The sequence below is a fragment of the Antrihabitans stalagmiti genome (genome assembly GCF_016482825.1).
Classification (GTDB): Bacteria; Actinomycetota; Actinomycetes; order Mycobacteriales; family Mycobacteriaceae; genus Antrihabitans; species Antrihabitans stalagmiti.
On the sequence record NZ_JAEMNV010000003.1, the window covers coordinates 887032 to 906735 of the forward strand.

The window sequence follows — 19704 nt, forward strand, 5'->3', positions numbered from 1 at the left end:
AGCGGATCGTTCCGCCGCGCGAGCAATCGTGCATGTGCCGCAAGATGGTCCCGTGACTACCTCGCCTGATTCTCCGATCGACCTGCCGCGTCCGTCGTCGGTCTCCGTCGCCTACTGGCTGTGGATGTTCGCCGCCGTTGTGCTCGTCTTCTCCGGACTTTTGATTGCCACCACTTCTGGTGACGTACTCCGAACGCGTCTGGTCGATCTCGGTACGAATGCGGACAGCATCGATGGACTTATCCGGTTGATTCGCGGGATCGGCATCGTGTCGTTGCTTGTCGGCGTCGTCGTCGGTTTTCTGTCCGGCGCGGTCAAGGCGGGCGACGCCAGATATCGACGTGCGCTGGTCACGCTGTCCGGAATCTTCGCTGTGCTGCAGATCGCCACCGTCCTCCTCGGACTGAGCCCGACCTACCTGCTGCTGGTTCCCATCTTGCTGATCACTGCATCGGTCGTCGTCTATCGGCAGGCGGCAGCACCGTGGTTCTCGAACCCACAGGAGTCGGATGACGCGTAGAGCTGCGCTGATCGCGAGTGAGAGCGTCGTTGTCGTGCTCTGCGTGGTCGCGGTGTTTCTCTGCTGGGGACAGGGTGTGCGGACGTCCGATTTCGGTCCGGCGCTGGAGGGGGCCCCGCCGTACTCGGGCACCTACTATTCGGGTTCGTGGCTCACGCTGGCGGTTCTGCTCGTTCTGATTGCCGGTGTGCTTACCATCGACTGTGTGCGGCGCGTTCTAGGCCGCGAAGAAACGTGACCGGTGAACGAGGCTCTTGAGTACCTAAGGGGGGTATGGTAGAGAGATGAACTCGTACTCTCCCGAGAAGGACGAGCTGCTCAAGCGGCTCAGGCGGATCGAGGGCCAGGTCGCGGGTATCTCGCGAATGGTCTCCGACGACCGCTACTGCATCGACGTGCTCACGCAGGTATCCGCGGTCACCAGTGCGCTGCAATCGGTTTCGCTGAAATTGCTCGATGCCCACCTCGCGGGTTGCGTCGTAGCAGCAGCGCGCGAAGGCGGCCCCGAGGCCGATGCGAAGGTGAAGGAAGCCTCCGACGCGATCGCGCGTCTCGTTCGCTCGTAAAGGCGGCTGCGCCGCTCGTGAGTCCTTTTGGTGGTCGGGCCCGCCGAAAAGACACACGAGCGGCGTAGCCGCCTAGTCTTCCAGCATCGCCGCGCCGAGGAGATATTCGGGGACGCCGAGACCGTCGACCAGTTCGCGGGCATGAGGACGCAGCACCCGGCAGCGATCGTTGATTGCCCGTGTCACTGCCTTCGCTCGTTCCACCGAGAGGTAGCGGTGCTCCATGAACCAGGCTTTGTCTTCGTCGATGATGGACAAGGCGTACAGGTCGCACAGATCGTTGAGCAGTTCCTTGGTCTCGGGGTCCGCGCAGGTATCGATACCGCCGATAAATGCTTCCAGGACAACACGATCGATGTGCGCACGAGCGGCGTGCAGAACGTGGTCCTGCACGAAGTTGAACGCATCGAACGGGTCGTCTTCGCGCTTGGACGCACCCTGCAGGCGACGTGCGGCGGTGCTGAGTAGGTATTCTTCGCGGTCCTCGAACATGCCGAGTTGAGTACCGCGGTTGAAGAGGCTGCCTTCCTCTTCGTTGTCCTGCCGCGTGTCGATGATGGTCTGCAGGATTTGGATCGCGGCAGTGCGTTTCTTGACCAGATCGCCGACGGTCACGGTCGCGAACTTCATCCATTCGACCGGGCTCATGCCGTGAATCTCGTCGGCGTAACCGGTCAGCAGTTCTTTCGCGACCAACTGCGTCAGGACGACGTTGTCGCCTTCGAAAGTCGTGAAGACGTCGGTGTCGGCCTTCAACGCGACCAGGCGGTTCTCCGTCAGGTAGCCGGCGCCACCGCAGGCTTTACGACATTCCTGAATCGCACGCGTCGCGTGTTCGGTGTTGGCGGCTTTGAGTCCTGCAGCGCGACCTTCGAGTTCGCGCTGTTCGTGCGGGTCCGCGTCGTCGGAGGTCTGAATCTTGTGTAGCTTCCCGATCAGTTCGTTCTGCGCGAAGCCGAGTGCGTAGGACTGCGCGATCAGGGGGAACAATCGGCGCTGGTGCGCGAGGTAGTCCATGATCAGCACTTCTTCGTCGCTCTTGGGGGCGTTGAACTGCCTGCGCTGCAACGCATATCGGGTCGCAATGGTCAACGCGACCTTGGTCGCGGCGGCGGCGGAACCACCGACGGTCACGCGACCGCGCACCAGCGTGCCGACCATCGTGAAGAACCTGCGGTTGGTGTTGTCGATCGCCGACGAGTAGTTGCCGTGCTCGCTGACGTCGCCGTACTTGTTGAGGAGGTTCTCGCGCGGGATGCGGACCTGATCGAACATGATGCGGCCGTTGTCGACGCCGGGCAGTCCACCCTTGTAACCGCAGTCCGACGTGGTGACGCCGGGCAGGTCGTTGCCGTCCTCGTCGCGGATGGGGACCACGAAGCAGTGCACACCCTTGGACTCGCCGTCTATCACGAGTTGCGCGAAAACCGCTGCGACGCGGGCATGTTGGGCCGCGCCGCCGATGTAGTCCTTGCGTGCGGACGGGGTCGGGCTGTGCACGACGAATTCACGTGTCTCGTGGTCGTAGGTCGCGGTCGTCTCGAGTTCCTGGACGTCGCTACCGTGACCGGTCTCGGTCATGGCGAAGCACCCGAGCAGGTCGAGATCGATCAACGGCTTCACGTAGAGATCGTGATGACGCTTGGTGCCGAGGTTTTCGATGGCTCCACCGAAGAGGCCCCACTGGACGCCGGCCTTCACCATCAGCGAAAGGTCCGACATAGCAAGCATTTCGACGCTGGTGACGGCGCCCGCAACGTTGCCGGTACCGCCGTGTTCGACGCTGAACGCGCTGCCTGCGTAGCCCTCTGCCGCAAGGAGTTGCATCTGCGACAGCGCCTTCGCGCGAGCCTCGGCCAGGTCGGGGGTGTAGTGAGGGAGGAATTCCGGGCGGTTCAGATCCACGCGGGACTTCTCGCGCAGTTCGTGCCAAGGTCCGTCGAGGGTCTTGCGGAGGTGGTCTGCGATGGCCATACCTTCGACGTTAGCGCGCCGGGAGGTCCAGTGAAGGTGAGTTGCCGCACTCGACCGTCCTTGGACTCGAGGCACGATTCACGTATAAGTAGCGACATGTCAGTGCAGCGGCCGGATGCCGAGTCCGACTCCGTTGTGCCGCCGTCGCTCGCGCGGGCGTCGCTGCTCCGCGAGCCGCCGGCGACCCAACGGGGAAATCGGACGCGGGCTGCGCTGATCGAGGCGGCGCGGGTGGTCTTCGAGCGTGACGGTTACGTCGACGCGCGCCTGACCGATATCGCAAAAGAAGCCAACTGCGCGACCGGATCGTTTTATACCTATTTCGCGGGCAAGGACGAAATTCTCGCCGCGGTACTCGAGATCGCGCAGGAGGACATGCTGCATCCTGGCACCGGACGCGTCGCCCCCGCCGACGATCCGCACGCGGTGATCGAGGCGAGCAATCGGGCGTACTTCGAGGCTTACCAACGCAATTCGCGTTTGATGGGCCTCCTCGAGCAGGTGTCCAACGTCGATCCGGCCTTTCGCGAGTTGCGACGTCGTCGCAGCGACGCGTTCGTCCAGCGCAATGCGCGTTCGATCGCGGACCTGCAACGTCGCGGGTTGGCCGACCGTGAGTTGGATGCGGAGCTCGCGTCGCGCGCGTTGTCGTCGATGATCAGTCGGCTCGCCTACGGCGCGTTCGTCGTCGGTGACGGACCAGGCGATTCGGCGACGTTCGAGCAGTTGGTGTTCACGGCGACCCGGATCTGGGCGAACGCACTGCGCATCCCGGATCAAACTTGAACTTGACGTCAGATTCAAGTACGTTTCGAGCAGTCGACACCGAGGAGAATTCCATGTTCGAGGCCAGTGCCCGCAGCTTGAAGTACCAGGCCGACCTGTTGGCATTTATGGACGAGCATGTGTACCCGGCGGAGTCGGTCTACGACCAGCAGATGCGCGAGGCGGGCGATCCGCACTTCCACCCGCCGATCCTCGAAGAACTCAAGGCCGAAGCCCGCAAGCGCGGACTGTGGAATCTCTTCCATCCGCACGAGGAGTGGGGTCCGGGACTCACCAACCTCGAGTACGCACCGCTGGCAGAAATAATGGGGCGCAGCCACATCGCGCCCGAGGCGTGCAACTGTTCGGCGCCCGACACCGGCAACATGGAGGTGTTCACCCTCTTCGGCACCGACAAGCACAAAGAGCTCTACCTGAAACCGTTGCTGGAGGGCACAATTCGGTCAGCGTTCGCGATGACCGAACCCGATGTCGCGAGCTCGGACGCAACCAACGTCGAAATGCGGATGGAGCGCGACGGCGACGCCTACGTGCTCAACGGCCGAAAGTGGTTCGCGTCCAACGCAATGCACGCCAACTGCAAGGTCCTCATCGTGATGGGCAAGACCGATCCGAGCGCAGCGACACATCGCCAGCAATCGATGATGGTCGTGCCGATCGACGCACCTGGCGTGACGGTCGTGCGCAACCTGCCGGTCTTCGGGTACCAGGACCGCGAAGGCCATGCGGAGATCACCTTCACCGATGTCCGTGTCCCGCTCGAGGACGTATTGTCTGGCGAGGGCGAAGGTTTCGCGATCAGCCAGGCACGCCTGGGACCGGGCAGAATTCATCACTGCATGCGGGCGATCGGCATCGCGGAGCGCTCGCTCGAATTGATGTGCAAGCGCGCGTCCTCGCGGGTCACTTTCGGTCAGCCGCTGAGCGAGCGAGCCAACATTCAGGACTGGATAGCCGAAGCTCGTATCGACATCGAGATGGTCCGCCTGCTGTGCCTCAAGGCAGCTCACATGATGGACACGGTGGGCAACAAGGCGGCTCGCGTCGAGATCGCGGCGATCAAGGTCGCAGCACCCAACGTCGCGCTGAAGATCATCGACCGTGCGATCCAGGTCCACGGTGGTGGTGGTGTCACCGACGATTTCCCGTTGGCGATGGCCTACGCCCACGTCCGTACGTTGCGCCTCGCCGACGGACCCGACGAGGTGCACAAGCGCTCGATCGCCCGCTACGAACTCCGCAGGCACACCAAGCCGGCGTAAGGGCAACCCAGACCTCGCCGGATCATGTGAGGGGCGCCCTCGCGCCGCAAGCTTCTAGCCGAAATACGGCGGCGCGACGCCCCAACCCCAGCGCGGGACGGGTGCGTGCGGGACTACCGGTGCGTCGGGCTGCGAATTGTGCATCGCAAGTCGCGTGCCCCACTCGACGTACGCCATGAACGCCGACCTGAACTCCGGGTCGGCGGGCAGTCCAGCGTCGTCGGCGGCGAGGCTCATCGTCGACGCGAAGGGATGGCGTTGCTCAGCAGTGATGCCGAGATTGACGTGGTGAGCCAGCATCCGCTCGTACCCACCGAGCTCCGCGGTATAGGTCGCCGGACCGCCGAACACCTCACACCACCAGGTCGTCACATGCGCGCGATGCTCTTCGCTGACGCCACCGGGAAACAGGGGAGCGATCAGGTCGTCGTGCTCGACGCGGTCGTAGAAGGCATCGATCAAACGTCGAAACGCCGGACCCCCACCGGCCCAGTCGTACAGGGTCGGATCGTTCGAAACCGATGTGTCTTCGGTCATGGAAACAAGGGTAGGCCCGGGAGACAACTACACCCTGTCGGAGACGATTTGCTTTCGATGAGACACTGGGTGTCGTGACTGTCTCCACCGCCAATTCAGCTCGGTTGTTCGATCGTGCCAGCTCAGTTATCCCTGGTGGCGTCAACTCCCCGGTTCGGGCTTTCCAGTCGGTCGGCGGTACACCGCGTTTCATCGCGAAGGCCGCAGGTTCACGGCTGACGGACGCAGACGGCAACACCTACGTCGACCTCATCTGTTCGTGGGGCCCGATGATTCTGGGGCACGCGCATCCGGCCGTCGTCGAGGCTGTGCAACGAGCTGCCACCTCGGGTCTTTCGTTCGGCGCCCCGACCGAGGCCGAGATCGAACTCGCCGAAGCGATCGTCGAACGCGTTGCACCCGTCGAGCAGGTTCGCCTGGTCAACTCCGGTACCGAAGCGACGATGAGTGCGGTCAGGCTGGCTCGTGGATTCACCGGGCGCAGCAAGATCGTCAAGTTCGCGGGTTGCTACCACGGCCACGTCGACGCATTGCTCGCCGAAGCGGGTTCGGGCGTCGCGACACTCGGACTGCCGACCTCACCAGGCGTCACGGGCGCTCAAGCCGAGGACACGATCGTCCTTCCGTACAACGACCTCGATGCCGTCGCCGCAGCGTTCGCAGCAAATCCGGGTGAGATCGCGTGCGTCATCACCGAGGCTGCGGCAGGCAACATGGGTGCTGTTGCACCTGTGCCAGGTTTCAACGAGGGGCTTGCCAGGCTGACCAAAGCGCACGGCGCACTGCTGATCATGGACGAGGTGATGACGGGTTTTCGCGTCAGTCCGTCCGGCTGGTTCGGTGTCGACGGCGTCGCGGGCGACCTCTACACGTTCGGCAAGGTGATGTCGGGCGGCCTGCCTGCCGCAGCATTCGGCGGAAGCAGCGAGATCATGAGCCGCCTCGCACCTGCCGGGCCGGTGTATCAAGCAGGCACACTTTCGGGTAATCCCGTCGCCGTCGCCGCTGGTCTGGCGACGCTGCGCAACGCCGATCAGGCCGTCTACGACGCACTCGACCGCAACTCGCAGCGGCTCGGCACCATGCTGGGTGATGCACTCACCGCAGCGGGCGTCACCCACCGAGTCCAGTTCGCAGGCAACATGGTGAGCGTGTTCTTCAGCGATCGACCCGTCGTCGACTATGCCGGCGCGAAAGCGGCGCAGACGTGGCGCTTCCCAGCCTTCTTCCACGCGTTGCTCGAGCGTGGGGTCTACCCGCCGCCGAGTGCGTTCGAGGCCTGGTTCGTCTCTGCCGCGCTCGACGACGACGCTTTCTCGATCATTGCCGACGCCCTGCCCGCTGCCGCCGAGGCTGCAGCGGCAGCGACCGACCCGACCGACACCTGAGGGACCCAGACGTGACTCGTAACGACCAGGCCGACACCAAGACGATCGTGCACGTCCTTCGCCACGGCGAAGTGCACAATCCGAAGGGCATTCTGTATGGCCGTCTCCCCGGCTTCGGGTTGTCCGTGACCGGACGATCGCAAGCCGCGGCAGTTGGTGCTGCGCTTGCCCATCACGACATCAGCCATGTGATCGCGTCGCCTTTGCAACGCGCGCAGGAGACTGCCGGCCCGATCGCGGCGGCCCACGGCGTCGAGATCCAGACCGATGAAAACCTGATCGAGGCTGGCAACACGTTCGAGGGTTTGCGGGTCGCCGTCGGCGACGGTGCACTCCGCAAGCCGCGGCACTGGTGGAAGCTGCGCGATCCGTTCACGCCGTCGTGGGGTGAGCCCTACCTGCAGATCGCGCACCGAATGTTGGCTGCGGTCAACAAGGCTCGGGTGGAAGCGGTCGGGCACGAGGTCGTTCTCGTCTCGCATCAGTTGCCGGTGTGGACCTTGCGCAGGTTCCTGCAGGGCGACCGACTCTGGCACGATCCGCGGCAGCGTCAGTGCGGTCTGGCGTCGTTGACGTCGCTGGTCTACGAGGGCGACACCCTGGTCGACATCGTGTACTCGGAGCCTGCGGGCAGCTCGGATCCGAGGGTGACGGGAGCATGAGGCGCTCACGAGCAGCTTGCTGCCTCCTCCTCGCGGGAGCAGCGATCGTGGCGAGCACAGCATGCTCGACCGGCACCGACGCAGTTGCGCAAGGCGGCACTTTCGACTTCGTCTCACCCGGCGGCAAGACCGAGATCTACTACGACCCGGCCAGCGACCGCGGGTCCATCGGCGACCTCTCCGGACCCGACCTCATGGTCGACGGCAAGACGACGTCGCTCTCGGATTTCGAAGGCAAAGTCGTCGTCATCAATCTGTGGGGCCAATGGTGTGGACCCTGTCGAGGTGAAGCCGACGACCTCGAAAAGGTCTACGAGGCAACCAAAGACAGCGGTGTCGCATTCCTCGGCATCAACGTGCGCGACGGTCAGAAGGACAAGGCGCAGGACTTCGTCATCGACAACAAGGTCGGCTACCCGTCGATCTACGACCCCGCCATGCGGACCCTGATCGCACTCGGCGGCAACTTCCCGACCAGCGTCATCCCCACCACCCTCGTTCTCGATCGGCAGCATCGCGTCGCCGCTGTCTATCTGCGTGAACTGCTTGCGGAGGACTTGCAGCCGACCGTCGAACGCCTCGCCGGAGAAGCTGCATGACCGTCCTTGCCGGTGTCGGTGACACGTTCGGGTCGACTGCGGCGAGCGGTCCGCTCATCCTTGCGCTCGGTGCCTGTGTGCTTGCGGGCCTCGTCTCGTTCGCGTCGCCGTGTGTGGTCCCGTTGGTTCCGGGCTACCTGTCCTACCTCGCGGGAGTGGTCGGCGCCGACGCGCCGCCGGTGACCCCTGCCGAAGCCGTACAGACGAAGGTCCGAACCGGACGCGCTCGCGTCGTCGGTGCCTCCGCCCTCTTCGTCGCGGGCTTCACGGTTGTGTTCGTCCTTGCGACCGCAACGGTTTTCGGTGTGACGCAATCACTTTCGGTCAACCGGGAGGTGTTGCAGCGGGTCGGCGGTGTGGTGACCATCCTGATGGGACTTGTGTTCGTCGGTCTCGTCCCGGCACTGCAACGTGACGTCCGATTCGAGCCGCGACGCGTCAGCAGCCTCGTCGGCGCACCGCTGCTCGGCGCGGTGTTCGCACTCGGCTGGACCCCGTGCCTCGGCCCGACCCTCGCCGGGGTGATCTCGGTTGCATCGGGAACAGAGGGTACGACGGCAGCTCGTGGCGTGAGCCTCATCGTCGCGTACTGCCTCGGCCTCGGGTTGCCGTTCATCATCCTTGCGTTCGGGTCGGCAAAAGCGTTGCGAGGCGTCGGCTGGCTGCGTCGCAATGCGCGTGCAATCCAGATCTTCGGTGGTGTCCTGCTTGTCGCGGTCGGCATCGCGCTCGTCACGGGCGTCTGGGATCAGTTCGTCAGCTGGGTGCGTGACGCCTTCGTCTCCGACGTGACGTTGCCGATATGACAGAACCTTCGATATGACTGACACTCTGACCAGAGAGCCAACGCGACCGCCCCGCCAGTTCCTGCCCGGCCGCGGGATCGCACTCGTCCGCAACACCTGGCGCGGACTCACCAGCATGCGGACCGCCTTGGTCCTGCTCTTCCTGCTTGCCCTGGCCGCGATACCGGGGGCGTTGCTGCCGCAGCGCAGTCTCAACACGCAGAAGGTCGAGCAGTACATCGCCGACCGACCGTCGCTCGGACCGCTGATGGATCGCTTCGAACTCTTCGATGTGTTCGGCAGCTTCTGGTTCACGGCGGTCTACGCGTTGCTGTTCATTTCGCTGGTCGGGTGCATCGTTCCGAGGTGCGTCGACCATGCGCGCGCACTGCGGACCCCGCCCGTCCCTGCGCCCCGCAACTTGGGCAGGCTGCCGCACCACCACCTGACGACCGTCGACGGTGACCCTCGGCAGCTCGCGTCCGAGATCTCGTCGCAACTGAAAGGTTGGCGTTCGCGGACGCGTTCGGCCGACAACAGGTCGGCGCACGACGGCGAGATCACCGTGTCGGCCGAGAAGGGGTACACCCGCGAACTCGGCAACCTGGTCTTCCACCTCTCCCTCGTCGGTCTGCTCATCGCCATCGCGGTCGGCAAGTTGTTCGGCTACGAGGGCAACGTGATCGTCATCGCCGACCCCGACGGTCCTGGCTTCTGCACGACGTCGCCTGCGGTGTTCGACTCCTTCCGTGCGGGCAATGTCGAGGACGGCACCGGGCTCGAGCCGATCTGCGTACGCGTGAAAACCTTCACGGCCGACTATTTGGACAACGGCCAGGCCGAGATGTTCACCTCCGACATCGAATACCAGGCCGGCGACGACCTTGCCTCGAATACGTGGCGCGACAATCAGCTGCGGGTCAACCATCCGCTGCGAGTCGCGGGGGACCGCGTCTACCTGCAGGGGCACGGCTACGCGCCGACCTTCACGGTCACGTTCCCGAACGGTGAGACGCGGACCGAGACGCTGCAGTGGCGACCCGACGACGCGACGACGTTCTTGAGCAGCGGTGTCATGCGGTTCGATCCGCCTGGTGGGTTGTACCCGAACACGGCGGATCGACGGAAGAACCAGATCGCGATCGAGGGCCTGTTCGCGCCGACCGCCTCGTTCCACGGCGAGCTGCTGTCGTCGAGCTTCCCTGAGATGACGAAGCCCGCTGTCGCGATCGACATCTACCGTGGCGATACCGGACTGGACACCGGTATCCCGCAGTCGCTCTTCGCGCTCAACAAGGAACTGATCAACCAGGAGCGTCTGACGAAGGAAGCCAGAGTGAATCTGGAGCCCGGCGAGTCGACCTCGTTGCCCGATGGAACGCAGGTTCGCTTCGATGGCGCGAAGGAATTTGTGAACCTGCAGGTGTCGCACGATCCGGCCCAGGGTTTTGTGCTCGGCTTCTCGATCTCGATGATGTTGGGGTTGCTGGTGTCGCTGCTCATCAAGCGGCGCAGAATCTGGGTACGTCTGTATCCCGCCGATGGCGAACGACGTACCGTAGTAGAACTTGGCGGGTTGGCCCGAACCGACCACGCCGGGTGGGGTGACGAGTTCGATCGATTGTGCGACCGACTGCTGCCGGATGCACGATCCACCAAGCAGAACAAGACATAGGAACCAACTGAGCATGCTGCCGATCAACGAGACCCTTGCCGGATACAGCGATCTGTCGTTCCGGTCTGCCTTCCTCGTCTACGTGCTGTCGTTTCTGCTCTTGATCGGGCAGTACGCATCGGCACGGGTCAAGCAGACGGCTGCGAAGGAAATGGTCAACGCCGGACCCGCTGCCGGGGTGCCTGGGCGCCTCGTCGAAGCGCCGCGCAAGCCATGGTCGGAGCGCCTCGGCAACATGGGCGTTGCTGTGCTCGTCGTCGGTGTGCTGCTGCATCTTGCCTCGATCGTGTTGCGCGGCTTTGCAACCGAACGCTTTCCGCTCGGCAACATGTACGAGTTCGTGACGATGGCATGTGCCGCTGCGGTGCTCGTCGGGTTGACGATCATGCGTGGCGAGCGGTTCCGTTCGATGTGGGTGTTCCTCATCCCCCCGGTGCTCGTTTTGATGTTCCTTGCGGCAACGGTGCTTTACGCCGACGCGGCCCCTGTTGTCCCGGCGTTGCGCTCGTACTGGTTGCCGATTCACGTGACCATCGTCAGCATCGGCAGCGGCGTGTTCCTGGTTTCCGGTGTCGCGAGTGCGATGTTCCTGCTGCGGATGCGCCATCCCGAGGGCAGTGAAGCCAGCGGAATCTGGGGTCGGCTCGCGGCCAGAATGCCCGACGCGCAGACACTCGATCGCTTGGCCTACAGGACGACGATCATCGGGTTCCCGCTGTTCGGCGCCGGTGTCATCCTGGGCGCCATCTGGGCGGAATCGGCGTGGGGACGCTTCTGGGGTTGGGATCCGAAGGAGACGGTCGCCTTCATCGCGTGGGTCATCTACGCCGCCTACCTGCATGCGCGCGCGACCTCGGGCTGGCGCGACACCAAGGCGGCGTGGATCAACATCGCCGGCTTCGTCGCGATGATCTTCAACCTCTTCGTCATCAACATCGTCGTCTCCGGACTGCACTCGTACGCGGGCTTGACCTAGAGGATCGAGTGCTGCTGACGCTCCACGATCGCGTCCGGCGCGCGGGAACCCGCCGATCCGCGTCGATAGTGGAGCGCGGGCCGCAGCCTCCCCGGCCTCCCGGTGAACAGGATCTGCACTCTCGGGGAAGCTTCTCTACAAATCGGGCATAACTGTCCAAAGCAATCTCACCCGCCAGTTTTCGGGCCTACGGTTGGTTTTGTCGCCACGTCGTCTCAGCGATTGCGAGTCGGCTCCGGTGGTGGTCATAACTGCGGGAGGTTGGACATGGCCGAGGTCAATGCACGTGCCTACAACAGTGTTTGGCAGTTCAGGGCCGATGCGTGGTGTCGACTCGAAGAGGCTGCCGAGCGGTTGGCGAGAGCGTCGTCGCACGGCAAACCGACCGACCAGCTGGCCGAGACCGTCGGCGACCTTGTCACCAAACTTGCTCCCTACGAACACTTCTGGGCATTCCCCGGCAAGACTTTCTTCGCGCAGACCCAGCGGCAGTTCAGTGCTGGTCACTACGACCGGTTCGCGCGAACGGTTGCGAAGATCAACCGCGCGCTGGTGACGGAGTCCTATCGCGGCGGCGAATCGCTGATCAATGTCGCGCACGATCACGAAGCTCTCAACACCGACAACGGTCAGCAGGAAGACATTTCGGCCGAGGGCAACGAACGCCCCTACTTCGAGGTGCTCGTCGTCGAGACGATGTCGGAGTCGCAGGAGCGGGCGCTGCGCAAGGCGGTCCGCAGTTGGCGGCGTGCCGACGATGAGTTCATCTACGAGTTGGTCGTCGTCGGCAGCGGCGACGAGGCAGTGATCGCCGCGCGGCTGAACGTGAACCTGCAGGCCGTCGTGGTCCGGCGTCGATTCGCGCACAAGTCGAGTCGCGAACTTGCCGCGCTCGGCGACTTCGTCGACAGTCGGGTATCGGAGGACCTTGCCGATCATCCACCGGAGGAGCGGGCGCAGATTCTGGCCGCCTCGATCTCCGACATTCGGCCCGAACTCGACCTCTATCTGATGACCGAGATCGAAGTCGAAGACATGGCGGGGCGCGTCGGCCACAACTTCCGCAGGGTCTTCCATGCGCGCGAAGGGGTCCTCGAGCTGCACCTGAGCATCCTGCACGGCGTTGCAGAACGGTATCGCACGCCGTTCTTCAGTGCGCTGAAGCAGTACAGCCACCGGCCGACCGGAGTGTTCCACGCGTTGCCGATCTCGCAGGGCAAGTCGATCGTCAACTCGCACTGGATCAAGGACATGGTCAGCTTCTACGGCCTCGACGTGTTCATGGCGGAGACGTCGGCGACCTGCGGTGGTTTGGATTCGCTGCTGGAGCCGACCGGCCCGTTGCGTGAGGCGCAGGACCTCGCGGCGAAGGCCTACGGGTCACGCCACACCTACTTCGTCACCAACGGAACGTCGACGGCGAACAAGATCGTCGGCATGGCCTTGATCGCACCGGGCGACATCGTGCTCGTCGACCGCAACTGCCATCAGTCCCATCACTACGGAACCATGATGGCCGGTGCCCACGTCACCTATCTCGAGGCGTATCCGCTCAGCAAGTACTCGATGTACGGCGCTGTTCCACTTGTCGAGATCAAGTCGAAGCTGCTGGGTCTGCGGCGGGCGGGCAAGCTCGACCGCGTCAAGATGCTGATGCTGACCAACTGCACCTTCGACGGTGTCGTCTACGACGTCGAACGAGTGATGGAGGAGTGTCTCGCAATCAAGCCGGACCTCGTATTCCTTTGGGACGAAGCGTGGTTCGCGTTCGCCCGGTTCCACCCCGTATACCGGACTCGTACCGGAATGGCGGCAGCGAAGACCCTTCGGGAACGGATGAAAGACCCCGCGTATCGCGAGCGCTACAACGAATATCTCGCCGAGCGCGCGATGCATCCGGAGCCGACCGACGAAGAGCTGCTTACGCAGCGCCTGCTACCCGATCCCGCGCAGGCGCGCGTGCGTGTCTACTCGACCCAGTCGACGCACAAGACGCTGACCTCGCTGCGGCAGGGTTCGATGATTCACGTCTTCGATCAGGACTTCGATCAGAAGGTCGCCGAGACCTTCCACGAGGCCTACATGGCACACAACTCGACGTCGCCGAATTATCAGATTCTCGCCTCGCTCGACCTCGGTCGTCGGCAGGTTGCGCTCGAAGGCGTCGAGCTCGTCCAGAAGCAGATCGAAAATGCGATGCAGCTGCGCGACGCGATCGACAACCATCCGCTGCTCAGCAAGTACATGCACTGCCTCAGCACGGCGGAGCTGATCCCCGAGGAGTTCCGGCCGTCGGGTATCGCACAGCCGTTGCGGTCGGGTTTGGCGAACATGATGGCAGCCTGGGCGGCTGACGAGTTCGTTCTCGATCCGTCGCGAATCACGCTCTACATCGGGCCGACGGGCTACGACGGCGATACCTTCAAGCGGCAGCAGTTGATGGATCGCTACGGCGTGCAGATCAACAAGACGTCGCGAAACACCGTGCTGTTCATGACGAACATCGGTACGACGCGTAGTTCGGTCGCCTATCTGGTCGAGGTGTTGGTCAAGATCGCTCGCGAACTCGACGACCATCTCGCCGACCTCAGTCAGACCGAGCGAGCGATACACGACCGCCAGGTGGCGAGTCTGACTGCCGACGCGACGTCGATGCCCGACTTCAGCGGTTTCCACACGAGCTTCCTCGATCTCGGCGGCGACGGTGAGCCGACGCCGGAAGGTGACGTGCGCAAGGCGTTCTACCTTGCCTACACCGATTCGTTCTGCGAGTACCTCTCACCCGAGGAGGTCGAGTCGAAAATAGATGCGGGACAACAGGTTGTGTCGGCGACATTCGTGACGCCCTATCCGCCCGGATTCCCCGTGCTGGTGCCGGGACAGGTGTTCAGCAAGCAGATTCTGAACTTCATCCGCTTCCTCGACACGCCTGAGATTCACGGCTACCAGCCGCACCTCGGTTACCGCGTCTACACCGACAAGGCGATCGAAATGGCAACGCCGACAACGACTGTCGCGCCAGCCATCACGAACGGGAATGGCAGCGCCGCGGCGAGCAAGCACTCCGGTAAGCGCAAGTCGAAGGCTGCCGCAGACTGATCAGCTCTCGGCGGGCAGTTTCATGCCCGGTCCTGCTTCGAGTTCGATGTCGCGAGCGGTGAGTTCCGTTGCGCACGAGTCGCATTCGAGCCTCACGTGCGCAGCACCACCGCAGTCGCGATGCAGATAGTGGACCGGCGGGCCGTCGGGCGCCATGTAGGTATCGCCCCAGTCCTTGATCGCCATCAGGATCGGATAGATGGCGTGGCCCTTCGGGGTCAGTCGGTACTCCTCGTACGCGGTGCCCGCCGCCTGTTGTTTGACGAGGATGTCGTGTTCGACGAGGCGGTCGAGGCGGTCCTGCAATCGGCTACGTGAGATTCCTAGTGTGCTCTGCAAGGCGTTGAAACGTCGGACGCCGGCGAAGGAGAACTTGAGAACGAGCAGCGTCCAACGGTCGCCGAAGATCACCAGTGGTCGCGTGATGGAGCACGGGAGGTCGGCAAGTTCTTCGTAACGCACAACGTCGATCCTACCGGTATCGAAATGAGACTGGTCGTGTTAGCGTTCAGTCTCGAAATAGGACCGACCTGTCGAGGAGTTCTGTATGAGCACAACCACCGATTTCGCCGCGCTGTCCCGAGTGCTCGACGAACGCTGGACCTGCCGCCAGTTCCTGCCGGACCCGGTTCCGAGGCGCGATATCGAGCAGTTGCTACGGCTGGCCCAACGCACGCCGTCGTGGTGCAACACGCAGCCATGGCAGGTCGTCGTCACCGACGGCGCCGCGACCGAGCGGTTCCGCAAAGAACTCCTCACCCACATCCAGAGCGGGGTCGGGCCCGCGCCCGACCTCGAATTCCCCGCTCAGTACACCGGCGAATATCGGCAGCGTCGCCGCGACTGCGGCAAGCAGCTCTACGACAGCATCGGGATAGCCAAAGGCGATCACGAGCGGACCATGAAGCAGATGGTGCGCAACTTCGAACTCTTCGATGCGCCGCACGTCGCGATCATCACGACCGAAGCCGATCTCGGCGTCTACGGTGCCGTCGACTGCGGTCTGTACATCAATACGTTCCTGCTCGGCGCGCAGAGCCTCGGCCTTGCCGCTGCCCCGCAGGCTGCACTCGCGTCGTATTCGCCGTTCCTGCACGAGTATTTCGAGATACCCGAGCACAGGCACGTGGTAGCCGGCATCAGCTTCGGCTACGCCGACCGAGAACATCCGATCAACAAGTTCCGCACAGCGCGTGAAAATGTCGACTCGGTTGTCACCTGGCACGAGGTCTGACTGCTGAGGTCCGTCTACACGGGATAGTGTCGAGCCTGGTTCTCAGCCGGTGCACTCGACGACGCGTTGTAGAAAGAGGTTACTAACGATGGCAACCCTCGCGGACTTCCAGAACGAGATCTATCTGCAGGGACTCGGAGGCTCGACGCCCGAGTTGCCGACGAACCTCACCAAGTTGGAAGCGCTCGCCGAGCAGGTCATGACGCCGGAGGCCTTCGGCTACGTCGCAGGTTCGGCTGGTGCCGAATCGACCGCCAAGGCCAACCTCGACGCGATTCGGGACTGGCGAATCGTGCCACGGATGCTGCGTGACACCGGAACCCGCGATCTGTCCGTCGAACTGTTCGGGCAGAAGCTACCCGCGCCCGTGCTGCTCGGTCCGGTCGGCGTGCTGTCGATCGTGCACCCGGACGGTGAACTTGCGGTAGCGCGGGCAACCGCTGGGGTCGGCGTGCCGATGGTCCTGAGTACGGCGGCGTCCAACAACATGGAGGACGTCGCCTCGAACAACGGCGACGGTGGTCTGCGCTGGTACCAGCTGTACTGGCCGAAGGACCGTGAGCTTGCCGCAAGCTTCCTCCAGCGCGCAAAGGCCGCCGGTTACACGGCTCTGGTGGTCACCCTCGATACCGTCACCCTCGCCTGGCGGCCGCGCGACCTCGACGGCGCCTACCTACCGTTCCTGCGTGGCATCGGTGTCGCGAACTACTTCAGCGATCCGGTGTTCCAGAAGTCGGTCGGTGGTCCGATCACCGACGAGAACCGGATGCAGGCGATCCTGCACTGGGTCGCAAACTTCAGCGACCCGACGATCACCTGGGACGATCTCGCGTTTCTGCGCGAGCACTGGGACGGTCCGATCGTGCTCAAAGGGATTCAGCATGCCGACGACGCGCGTCGGGCCGTCGACACCGGCATGGACGGCGTCATCGTCTCCAACCACGGCGGTCGCCAGGTCGACGGCGCGATCGGCGCAATCGAAGCACTGCCCGAGGTTGTCGATGCCGTCGGCGATCAGATCACCGTGTTGTTCGACAGCGGAATACGGACCGGAGCCGACATCGCGAAGGCGCTCGCGCTCGGCGCGAAGTCGGTGCTCGTCGCGCGTCCGTACGTGTACGGTCTAGCGCTCGGTGGTGAGGCAGGGGTCAGACACGTCATTCGGTGCCTGCTGGCCGAATTGGAACTGACGATGGCTCTTTCGGGCATCACGACGATCGACGAGTTGACGCCGGATGTCCTCCGCCACAAATGATCGTGTGCGGCCGAACTGATCAGCCGATCGAGGTCGGCTGATCACTCGACGGGTTCGCTCGGACCGTCCTTGTTGTCCGTACCGCCGGACCGCTTGGCGTCCCGATTGAGCCGCCAGAGAAACTCCGGATCGTCATCGGGGCCGACCGATCGCGGCTGATCGCGAGAATTCAGATCGGGTCCGAACGCTTTCCAGAACAGCACCGCAACAGTAACCAGTCCGATGACGGCCAATAGATAGATCACAGCCCTCACCTCCTTGACTAGAGGGTAGCCGCGTGTGGGCCGTTCGGCATCTGTCGAGGTAAGGGTTCTTGAACGATCAGTGACGCGATGCCTCGGTTGTCAGTGAATCGAGGAGTTGCAGGACTTCGGATTCGCGGAATCGGCGATGCCCACCCGGCGTGCGGAGGGAACCGAGACGTCCGGCGTGGGCCCATCGCGTCACAGTTTTGGGGTCAACATGAAACATCGCGGCGACCTGGCCGGGGGTCAAGAGGGAATCCTGAGTTCTGCTGACTGTGGGTGCGCTCATCTCGCATGCCTCCGTGCTCGGCTGTTCGGTCGGGACTTGGCCATGGTGTCACCGATACCCCTAGGTACTCGAACGATCTAATGTTGGTAAAGGGGAGGTAATAGACAAATCGGACCAGTCGGGCAAGCGTTCGACGCCGTTCGGGGGTCGGTACCCTGGGCTGGTGAGCGAGACAAAAGGTGACGATTCCACTCCATCGAAGCGGTCGGCTGCCGGCGGCAAGTTGGCCCGCGACCTTGCGCTCTACACGGTCGCGAGGCTGGGTCTGGTCGCAGTCATCGCTGCCGTCATCTACGGCGGCGGCAAGGTCGCCGGTATCGAGATTCCAATCCTCGTCATCCTGATCTTTGCAATCCTCATCGCGCTGCCGTTGTCGCTGGTGCTGTTTGCGTCGCTGCGTAGGCGTGTCAACGAAAGCATCGCCGCGGTCGACGAACGACGTCGTCGAGACAAAGCGGAACTGCGATCCAAACTGCGCGGCGATCGTCCGGCGGGCTCACGAGAGTGACGATCTGTGACCGCAGCGCCCCACGTGAGTGGGTGGACAACGCAGTCAGATTGATCGATGCGGATGCACAACGCAGCGCCGACACCCACTTGATTCGTTATCCGCTCCCCAACGCATGGGGTGTTTCGCTCTATCTCAAAGACGAATCGACCCACATCACCGGCAGCCTCAAGCATCGCCTCGCGCGGTCGCTGTTTCTGTACGCAATCTGCAACGGGTGGGTGGTCGAGGGAACGACGGTCGTCGAGGCGTCCTCCGGCTCGACAGCGGTCAGCGAGGCCTATTTCGCGAAGCTGCTCGGTCTGCCGTTCGTTGCGGTGATGCCGGCAAGCACAAGCCCTGAGAAGATCAGGCTCATCGAATCGCACGGCGGGCGTTGCCATTTCGTGCAGAAGTCGTCGGAGATCTACACCGAGGCAGCGCGTCTTGCCGCCGAGGTCGACGGGCACTACATGGATCAGTTCACCCACGCCGAACGCGCAACCGACTGGCGTGGCAACAACAACATCGCAGAGTCGATCTTTGTGCAGATGTCGATGGAACGGCACCCGATACCGGATTGGGTCGTCGTCGGCGCAGGGACGGGCGGCACGAGCGCGACCATCGGCCGCTACATCCGCTACCGGCGTCATCACACTCGTCTGGCAGTCGTCGACCCCGAGAACTCGGCGTTCTACGGTGGCTACGAATCGGGCAGCTCCGACTTCGAGACCGGGATGGCGTCGCGCATCGAAGGTATCGGTCGGCCCCGCGTCGAGCCGTCGTTCGTCGGGCAGGTCGTCGATCGGATGATCGCGGTACCGGATGCAGCGTCGGTTGCAACCGCACGCCACGCGAGCGAGATGCTCGGTCGCCGCGTCGGCGGCTCCACCGGTACGAATCTGTGGGGAGCGTTCGGAATCATCGCGCAGATGCTCGCGGCAGGCCGTGGCGGCAGCGTCGTCACGCTGCTCTGCGACGGCGGAGATCGTTACACCGGAACGTATTACGACGACGACTGGGTCCGCGGACAGGGCATGGATCTCGCCGGCCCGACGGCGGTGCTGCACGAATTCGAGACGAGCGGAATCTGGCGGTAGTGGCGCTCCGCGCCTCGTGAGTCCTTTCGGAGGGCAGGCCCACTGTTGAGTCCACATACATATGAGACACCTGATGTCTACATACATGTGGGACAGGTTGTTGGATAGATAGGTGATGGCACCTGAGACCGGGCTTGGATCGATCCATGCCCAGATCGGATGCCGTGATGAAACTGCTCCATGCCACATTGATCTTGTGCCATATCGAGGGAGTCGCCGACGCGTTCGGCGGCTCCTTCGCCGAATGGTGCCGCCTCCATGGCAT

Annotated in this window: 21 protein-coding genes; 16 read left to right on the forward strand and 5 right to left on the reverse strand. The window is 63.4% G+C overall.

Annotation, left to right across the window (positions count from 1 at the left end):
• The first annotated feature begins 52 nt into the window (after positions 1–52).
• From JGU71_RS12950 to JGU71_RS12960, 3 genes are read left to right on the forward strand one after another with little or no spacing between them, the layout of a single operon-like run.
• Complete coding sequence (locus JGU71_RS12950; protein ID WP_199704499.1) at positions 53–520, forward strand: hypothetical protein; 468 nt, start codon at positions 53–55, stop codon at positions 518–520.
• Entirely contained in the window at positions 510–758 is a 249-nt protein-coding gene (locus JGU71_RS12955) for a hypothetical protein (RefSeq protein WP_199704500.1), read from the forward strand. Before JGU71_RS12950 ends, JGU71_RS12955 begins: the two co-directional genes overlap by 11 nt.
• Positions 759–804: 46 nt before the next feature.
• Positions 805–1086, forward strand: a complete 282-nt coding sequence (locus tag JGU71_RS12960) for a metal-sensitive transcriptional regulator (protein WP_199704501.1) — start codon at positions 805–807, stop codon at positions 1084–1086.
• Positions 1087–1158: 72 nt separating this feature from the next.
• On the opposite strand, the gene JGU71_RS12965 is transcribed toward JGU71_RS12960, so the two are convergent.
• Positions 1159–3060: an acyl-CoA dehydrogenase family protein gene (locus JGU71_RS12965; protein ID WP_199704502.1), complete on the reverse strand. Its 1902-nt coding sequence runs from the start codon at positions 3058–3060 to the stop codon at positions 1159–1161.
• A gap of 96 nt (positions 3061–3156) precedes the next feature.
• Between JGU71_RS12965 and JGU71_RS12970 the strand changes: the two genes are divergently transcribed.
• Positions 3157–3846 (forward strand): TetR/AcrR family transcriptional regulator, encoded by a 690-nt coding sequence (locus JGU71_RS12970; protein WP_199704503.1) that lies wholly within the window; start codon positions 3157–3159, stop codon positions 3844–3846.
• 53 nt (positions 3847–3899) lie between these two features.
• Positions 3900–5108 (forward strand): acyl-CoA dehydrogenase family protein, encoded by a 1209-nt coding sequence (locus tag JGU71_RS12975; protein ID WP_199704504.1) that lies wholly within the window; start codon positions 3900–3902, stop codon positions 5106–5108.
• Between the two features lie 54 nt (positions 5109–5162).
• Here JGU71_RS12975 and JGU71_RS12980 read toward each other — a convergent pair whose 3' ends face one another.
• Positions 5163–5645: a group II truncated hemoglobin gene (locus tag JGU71_RS12980; protein ID WP_199704505.1), complete on the reverse strand. Its 483-nt coding sequence runs from the start codon at positions 5643–5645 to the stop codon at positions 5163–5165.
• Positions 5646–5710: 65 nt separating this feature from the next.
• On the opposite strand from JGU71_RS12980, the gene hemL reads away from it, so the two are divergent.
• The 7 genes from hemL to JGU71_RS13015 all read left to right on the forward strand — a co-directional run bounded on the left by hemL (position 5711) and on the right by JGU71_RS13015 (position 14829).
• Complete coding sequence (hemL, locus tag JGU71_RS12985; RefSeq protein WP_199704602.1) at positions 5711–7033, forward strand: glutamate-1-semialdehyde 2,1-aminomutase; 1323 nt, start codon at positions 5711–5713, stop codon at positions 7031–7033.
• Positions 7034–7044: 11 nt separating this feature from the next.
• Entirely contained in the window at positions 7045–7695 is a 651-nt protein-coding gene (locus tag JGU71_RS12990) for a histidine phosphatase family protein (protein WP_199704506.1), read from the forward strand.
• Positions 7692–8294 (forward strand): TlpA disulfide reductase family protein, encoded by a 603-nt coding sequence (locus JGU71_RS12995; RefSeq protein WP_199704507.1) that lies wholly within the window; start codon positions 7692–7694, stop codon positions 8292–8294. Before JGU71_RS12990 ends, JGU71_RS12995 begins: the two co-directional genes overlap by 4 nt.
• Positions 8291–9100 carry a cytochrome c biogenesis CcdA family protein gene (locus JGU71_RS13000; protein ID WP_199704508.1) on the forward strand — a complete coding sequence of 270 codons (810 nt, stop codon included), beginning with the start codon at positions 8291–8293 and terminating at the stop codon, positions 9098–9100. Before JGU71_RS12995 ends, JGU71_RS13000 begins: the two co-directional genes overlap by 4 nt.
• 13 nt (positions 9101–9113) lie before the next feature.
• Positions 9114–10754, forward strand: coding sequence for a cytochrome c biogenesis protein ResB (resB, locus tag JGU71_RS13005; RefSeq protein ID WP_199704509.1), 1641 nt, complete (start codon positions 9114–9116; stop codon positions 10752–10754).
• A gap of 16 nt (positions 10755–10770) precedes the next feature.
• Positions 10771–11730: a c-type cytochrome biogenesis protein CcsB gene (ccsB, locus tag JGU71_RS13010; RefSeq protein ID WP_199704603.1), complete on the forward strand. Its 960-nt coding sequence runs from the start codon at positions 10771–10773 to the stop codon at positions 11728–11730.
• Positions 11731–11997: 267 nt separating this feature from the next.
• Entirely contained in the window at positions 11998–14829 is a 2832-nt protein-coding gene (locus JGU71_RS13015) for an aminotransferase class I/II-fold pyridoxal phosphate-dependent enzyme (RefSeq protein WP_199704510.1), read from the forward strand.
• Here the strand turns inward: JGU71_RS13015 and JGU71_RS13020 are convergent, their stop codons facing one another.
• On the reverse strand, positions 14830–15291 hold the full coding sequence (locus tag JGU71_RS13020) for a winged helix-turn-helix transcriptional regulator (RefSeq protein ID WP_199704511.1): 462 nt from the start codon (positions 15289–15291) through the stop codon (positions 14830–14832).
• An 85-nt stretch (positions 15292–15376) separates the two neighbouring features.
• Here JGU71_RS13020 and JGU71_RS13025 point away from each other — a divergent pair, with 85 nt between their 5' ends.
• Together JGU71_RS13025 and JGU71_RS13030 are read left to right on the forward strand one after the other, a co-directional pair.
• A complete protein-coding gene (locus tag JGU71_RS13025) occupies positions 15377–16063 on the forward strand; it encodes a nitroreductase (RefSeq protein WP_199704512.1) in 687 nt (228 codons plus the stop codon).
• An 88-nt stretch (positions 16064–16151) separates the two neighbouring features.
• Positions 16152–17318: a lactate 2-monooxygenase gene (locus tag JGU71_RS13030; RefSeq protein ID WP_199704513.1), complete on the forward strand. Its 1167-nt coding sequence runs from the start codon at positions 16152–16154 to the stop codon at positions 17316–17318.
• A gap of 41 nt (positions 17319–17359) precedes the next feature.
• On the opposite strand, the gene JGU71_RS13035 is transcribed toward JGU71_RS13030, so the two are convergent.
• Together JGU71_RS13035 and JGU71_RS13040 are read right to left on the reverse strand one after the other, a co-directional pair.
• Complete coding sequence (locus tag JGU71_RS13035) at positions 17360–17563, reverse strand: hypothetical protein (protein ID WP_199704514.1); 204 nt, start codon at positions 17561–17563, stop codon at positions 17360–17362.
• A 76-nt stretch (positions 17564–17639) separates the two neighbouring features.
• On the reverse strand, positions 17640–17852 hold the full coding sequence (locus tag JGU71_RS13040; RefSeq protein WP_199704515.1) for a BldC family transcriptional regulator: 213 nt from the start codon (positions 17850–17852) through the stop codon (positions 17640–17642).
• A 163-nt stretch (positions 17853–18015) separates the two neighbouring features.
• Between JGU71_RS13040 and JGU71_RS13045 the strand changes: the two genes are divergently transcribed.
• Both JGU71_RS13045 and cds1 read left to right on the forward strand, forming a co-directional pair.
• Entirely contained in the window at positions 18016–18360 is a 345-nt protein-coding gene (locus tag JGU71_RS13045; RefSeq protein WP_372433160.1) for a DUF4229 domain-containing protein, read from the forward strand.
• Positions 18357–19439, forward strand: a complete 1083-nt coding sequence (cds1, locus tag JGU71_RS13050; RefSeq protein ID WP_199704516.1) for an L-cysteine desulfhydrase Cds1 — start codon at positions 18357–18359, stop codon at positions 19437–19439. The genes JGU71_RS13045 and cds1 overlap by 4 nt, the downstream gene beginning before the upstream one ends.
• The last annotated feature ends 265 nt before the right edge of the window (positions 19440–19704 follow it).

Bases quoted from the DNA above. Each gene is read 5' to 3' on its own strand.
- JGU71_RS12955 (WP_199704500.1), top strand. From the start codon at position 510: ATGACGCGTAGAGCTGCGCTGATCGCGAGTGAGAGCGTCGTTGTCGTG.
- JGU71_RS12960 (WP_199704501.1), top strand. From the start codon at position 805: ATGAACTCGTACTCTCCCGAGAAGGACGAGCTGCTCAAGCGGCTCAGG.
- JGU71_RS12965 (WP_199704502.1), bottom strand. From the start codon at position 3,060: ATGGCCATCGCAGACCACCTCCGCAAGACCCTCGACGGACCTTGGCAC.
- JGU71_RS12970 (WP_199704503.1), top strand. From the start codon at position 3,157: ATGTCAGTGCAGCGGCCGGATGCCGAGTCCGACTCCGTTGTGCCGCCG.
- JGU71_RS12975 (WP_199704504.1), top strand. From the start codon at position 3,900: ATGTTCGAGGCCAGTGCCCGCAGCTTGAAGTACCAGGCCGACCTGTTG.
- JGU71_RS12980 (WP_199704505.1), bottom strand. From the start codon at position 5,645: ATGACCGAAGACACATCGGTTTCGAACGATCCGACCCTGTACGACTGG.
- JGU71_RS12995 (WP_199704507.1), top strand. From the start codon at position 7,692: ATGAGGCGCTCACGAGCAGCTTGCTGCCTCCTCCTCGCGGGAGCAGCG.
- JGU71_RS13000 (WP_199704508.1), top strand. From the start codon at position 8,291: ATGACCGTCCTTGCCGGTGTCGGTGACACGTTCGGGTCGACTGCGGCG.
- resB (WP_199704509.1), top strand. From the start codon at position 9,114: ATGACTGACACTCTGACCAGAGAGCCAACGCGACCGCCCCGCCAGTTC.
- JGU71_RS13015 (WP_199704510.1), top strand. From the start codon at position 11,998: ATGGCCGAGGTCAATGCACGTGCCTACAACAGTGTTTGGCAGTTCAGG.
- JGU71_RS13025 (WP_199704512.1), top strand. From the start codon at position 15,377: ATGAGCACAACCACCGATTTCGCCGCGCTGTCCCGAGTGCTCGACGAA.
- JGU71_RS13030 (WP_199704513.1), top strand. From the start codon at position 16,152: ATGGCAACCCTCGCGGACTTCCAGAACGAGATCTATCTGCAGGGACTC.
- JGU71_RS13040 (WP_199704515.1), bottom strand. From the start codon at position 17,852: ATGAGCGCACCCACAGTCAGCAGAACTCAGGATTCCCTCTTGACCCCC.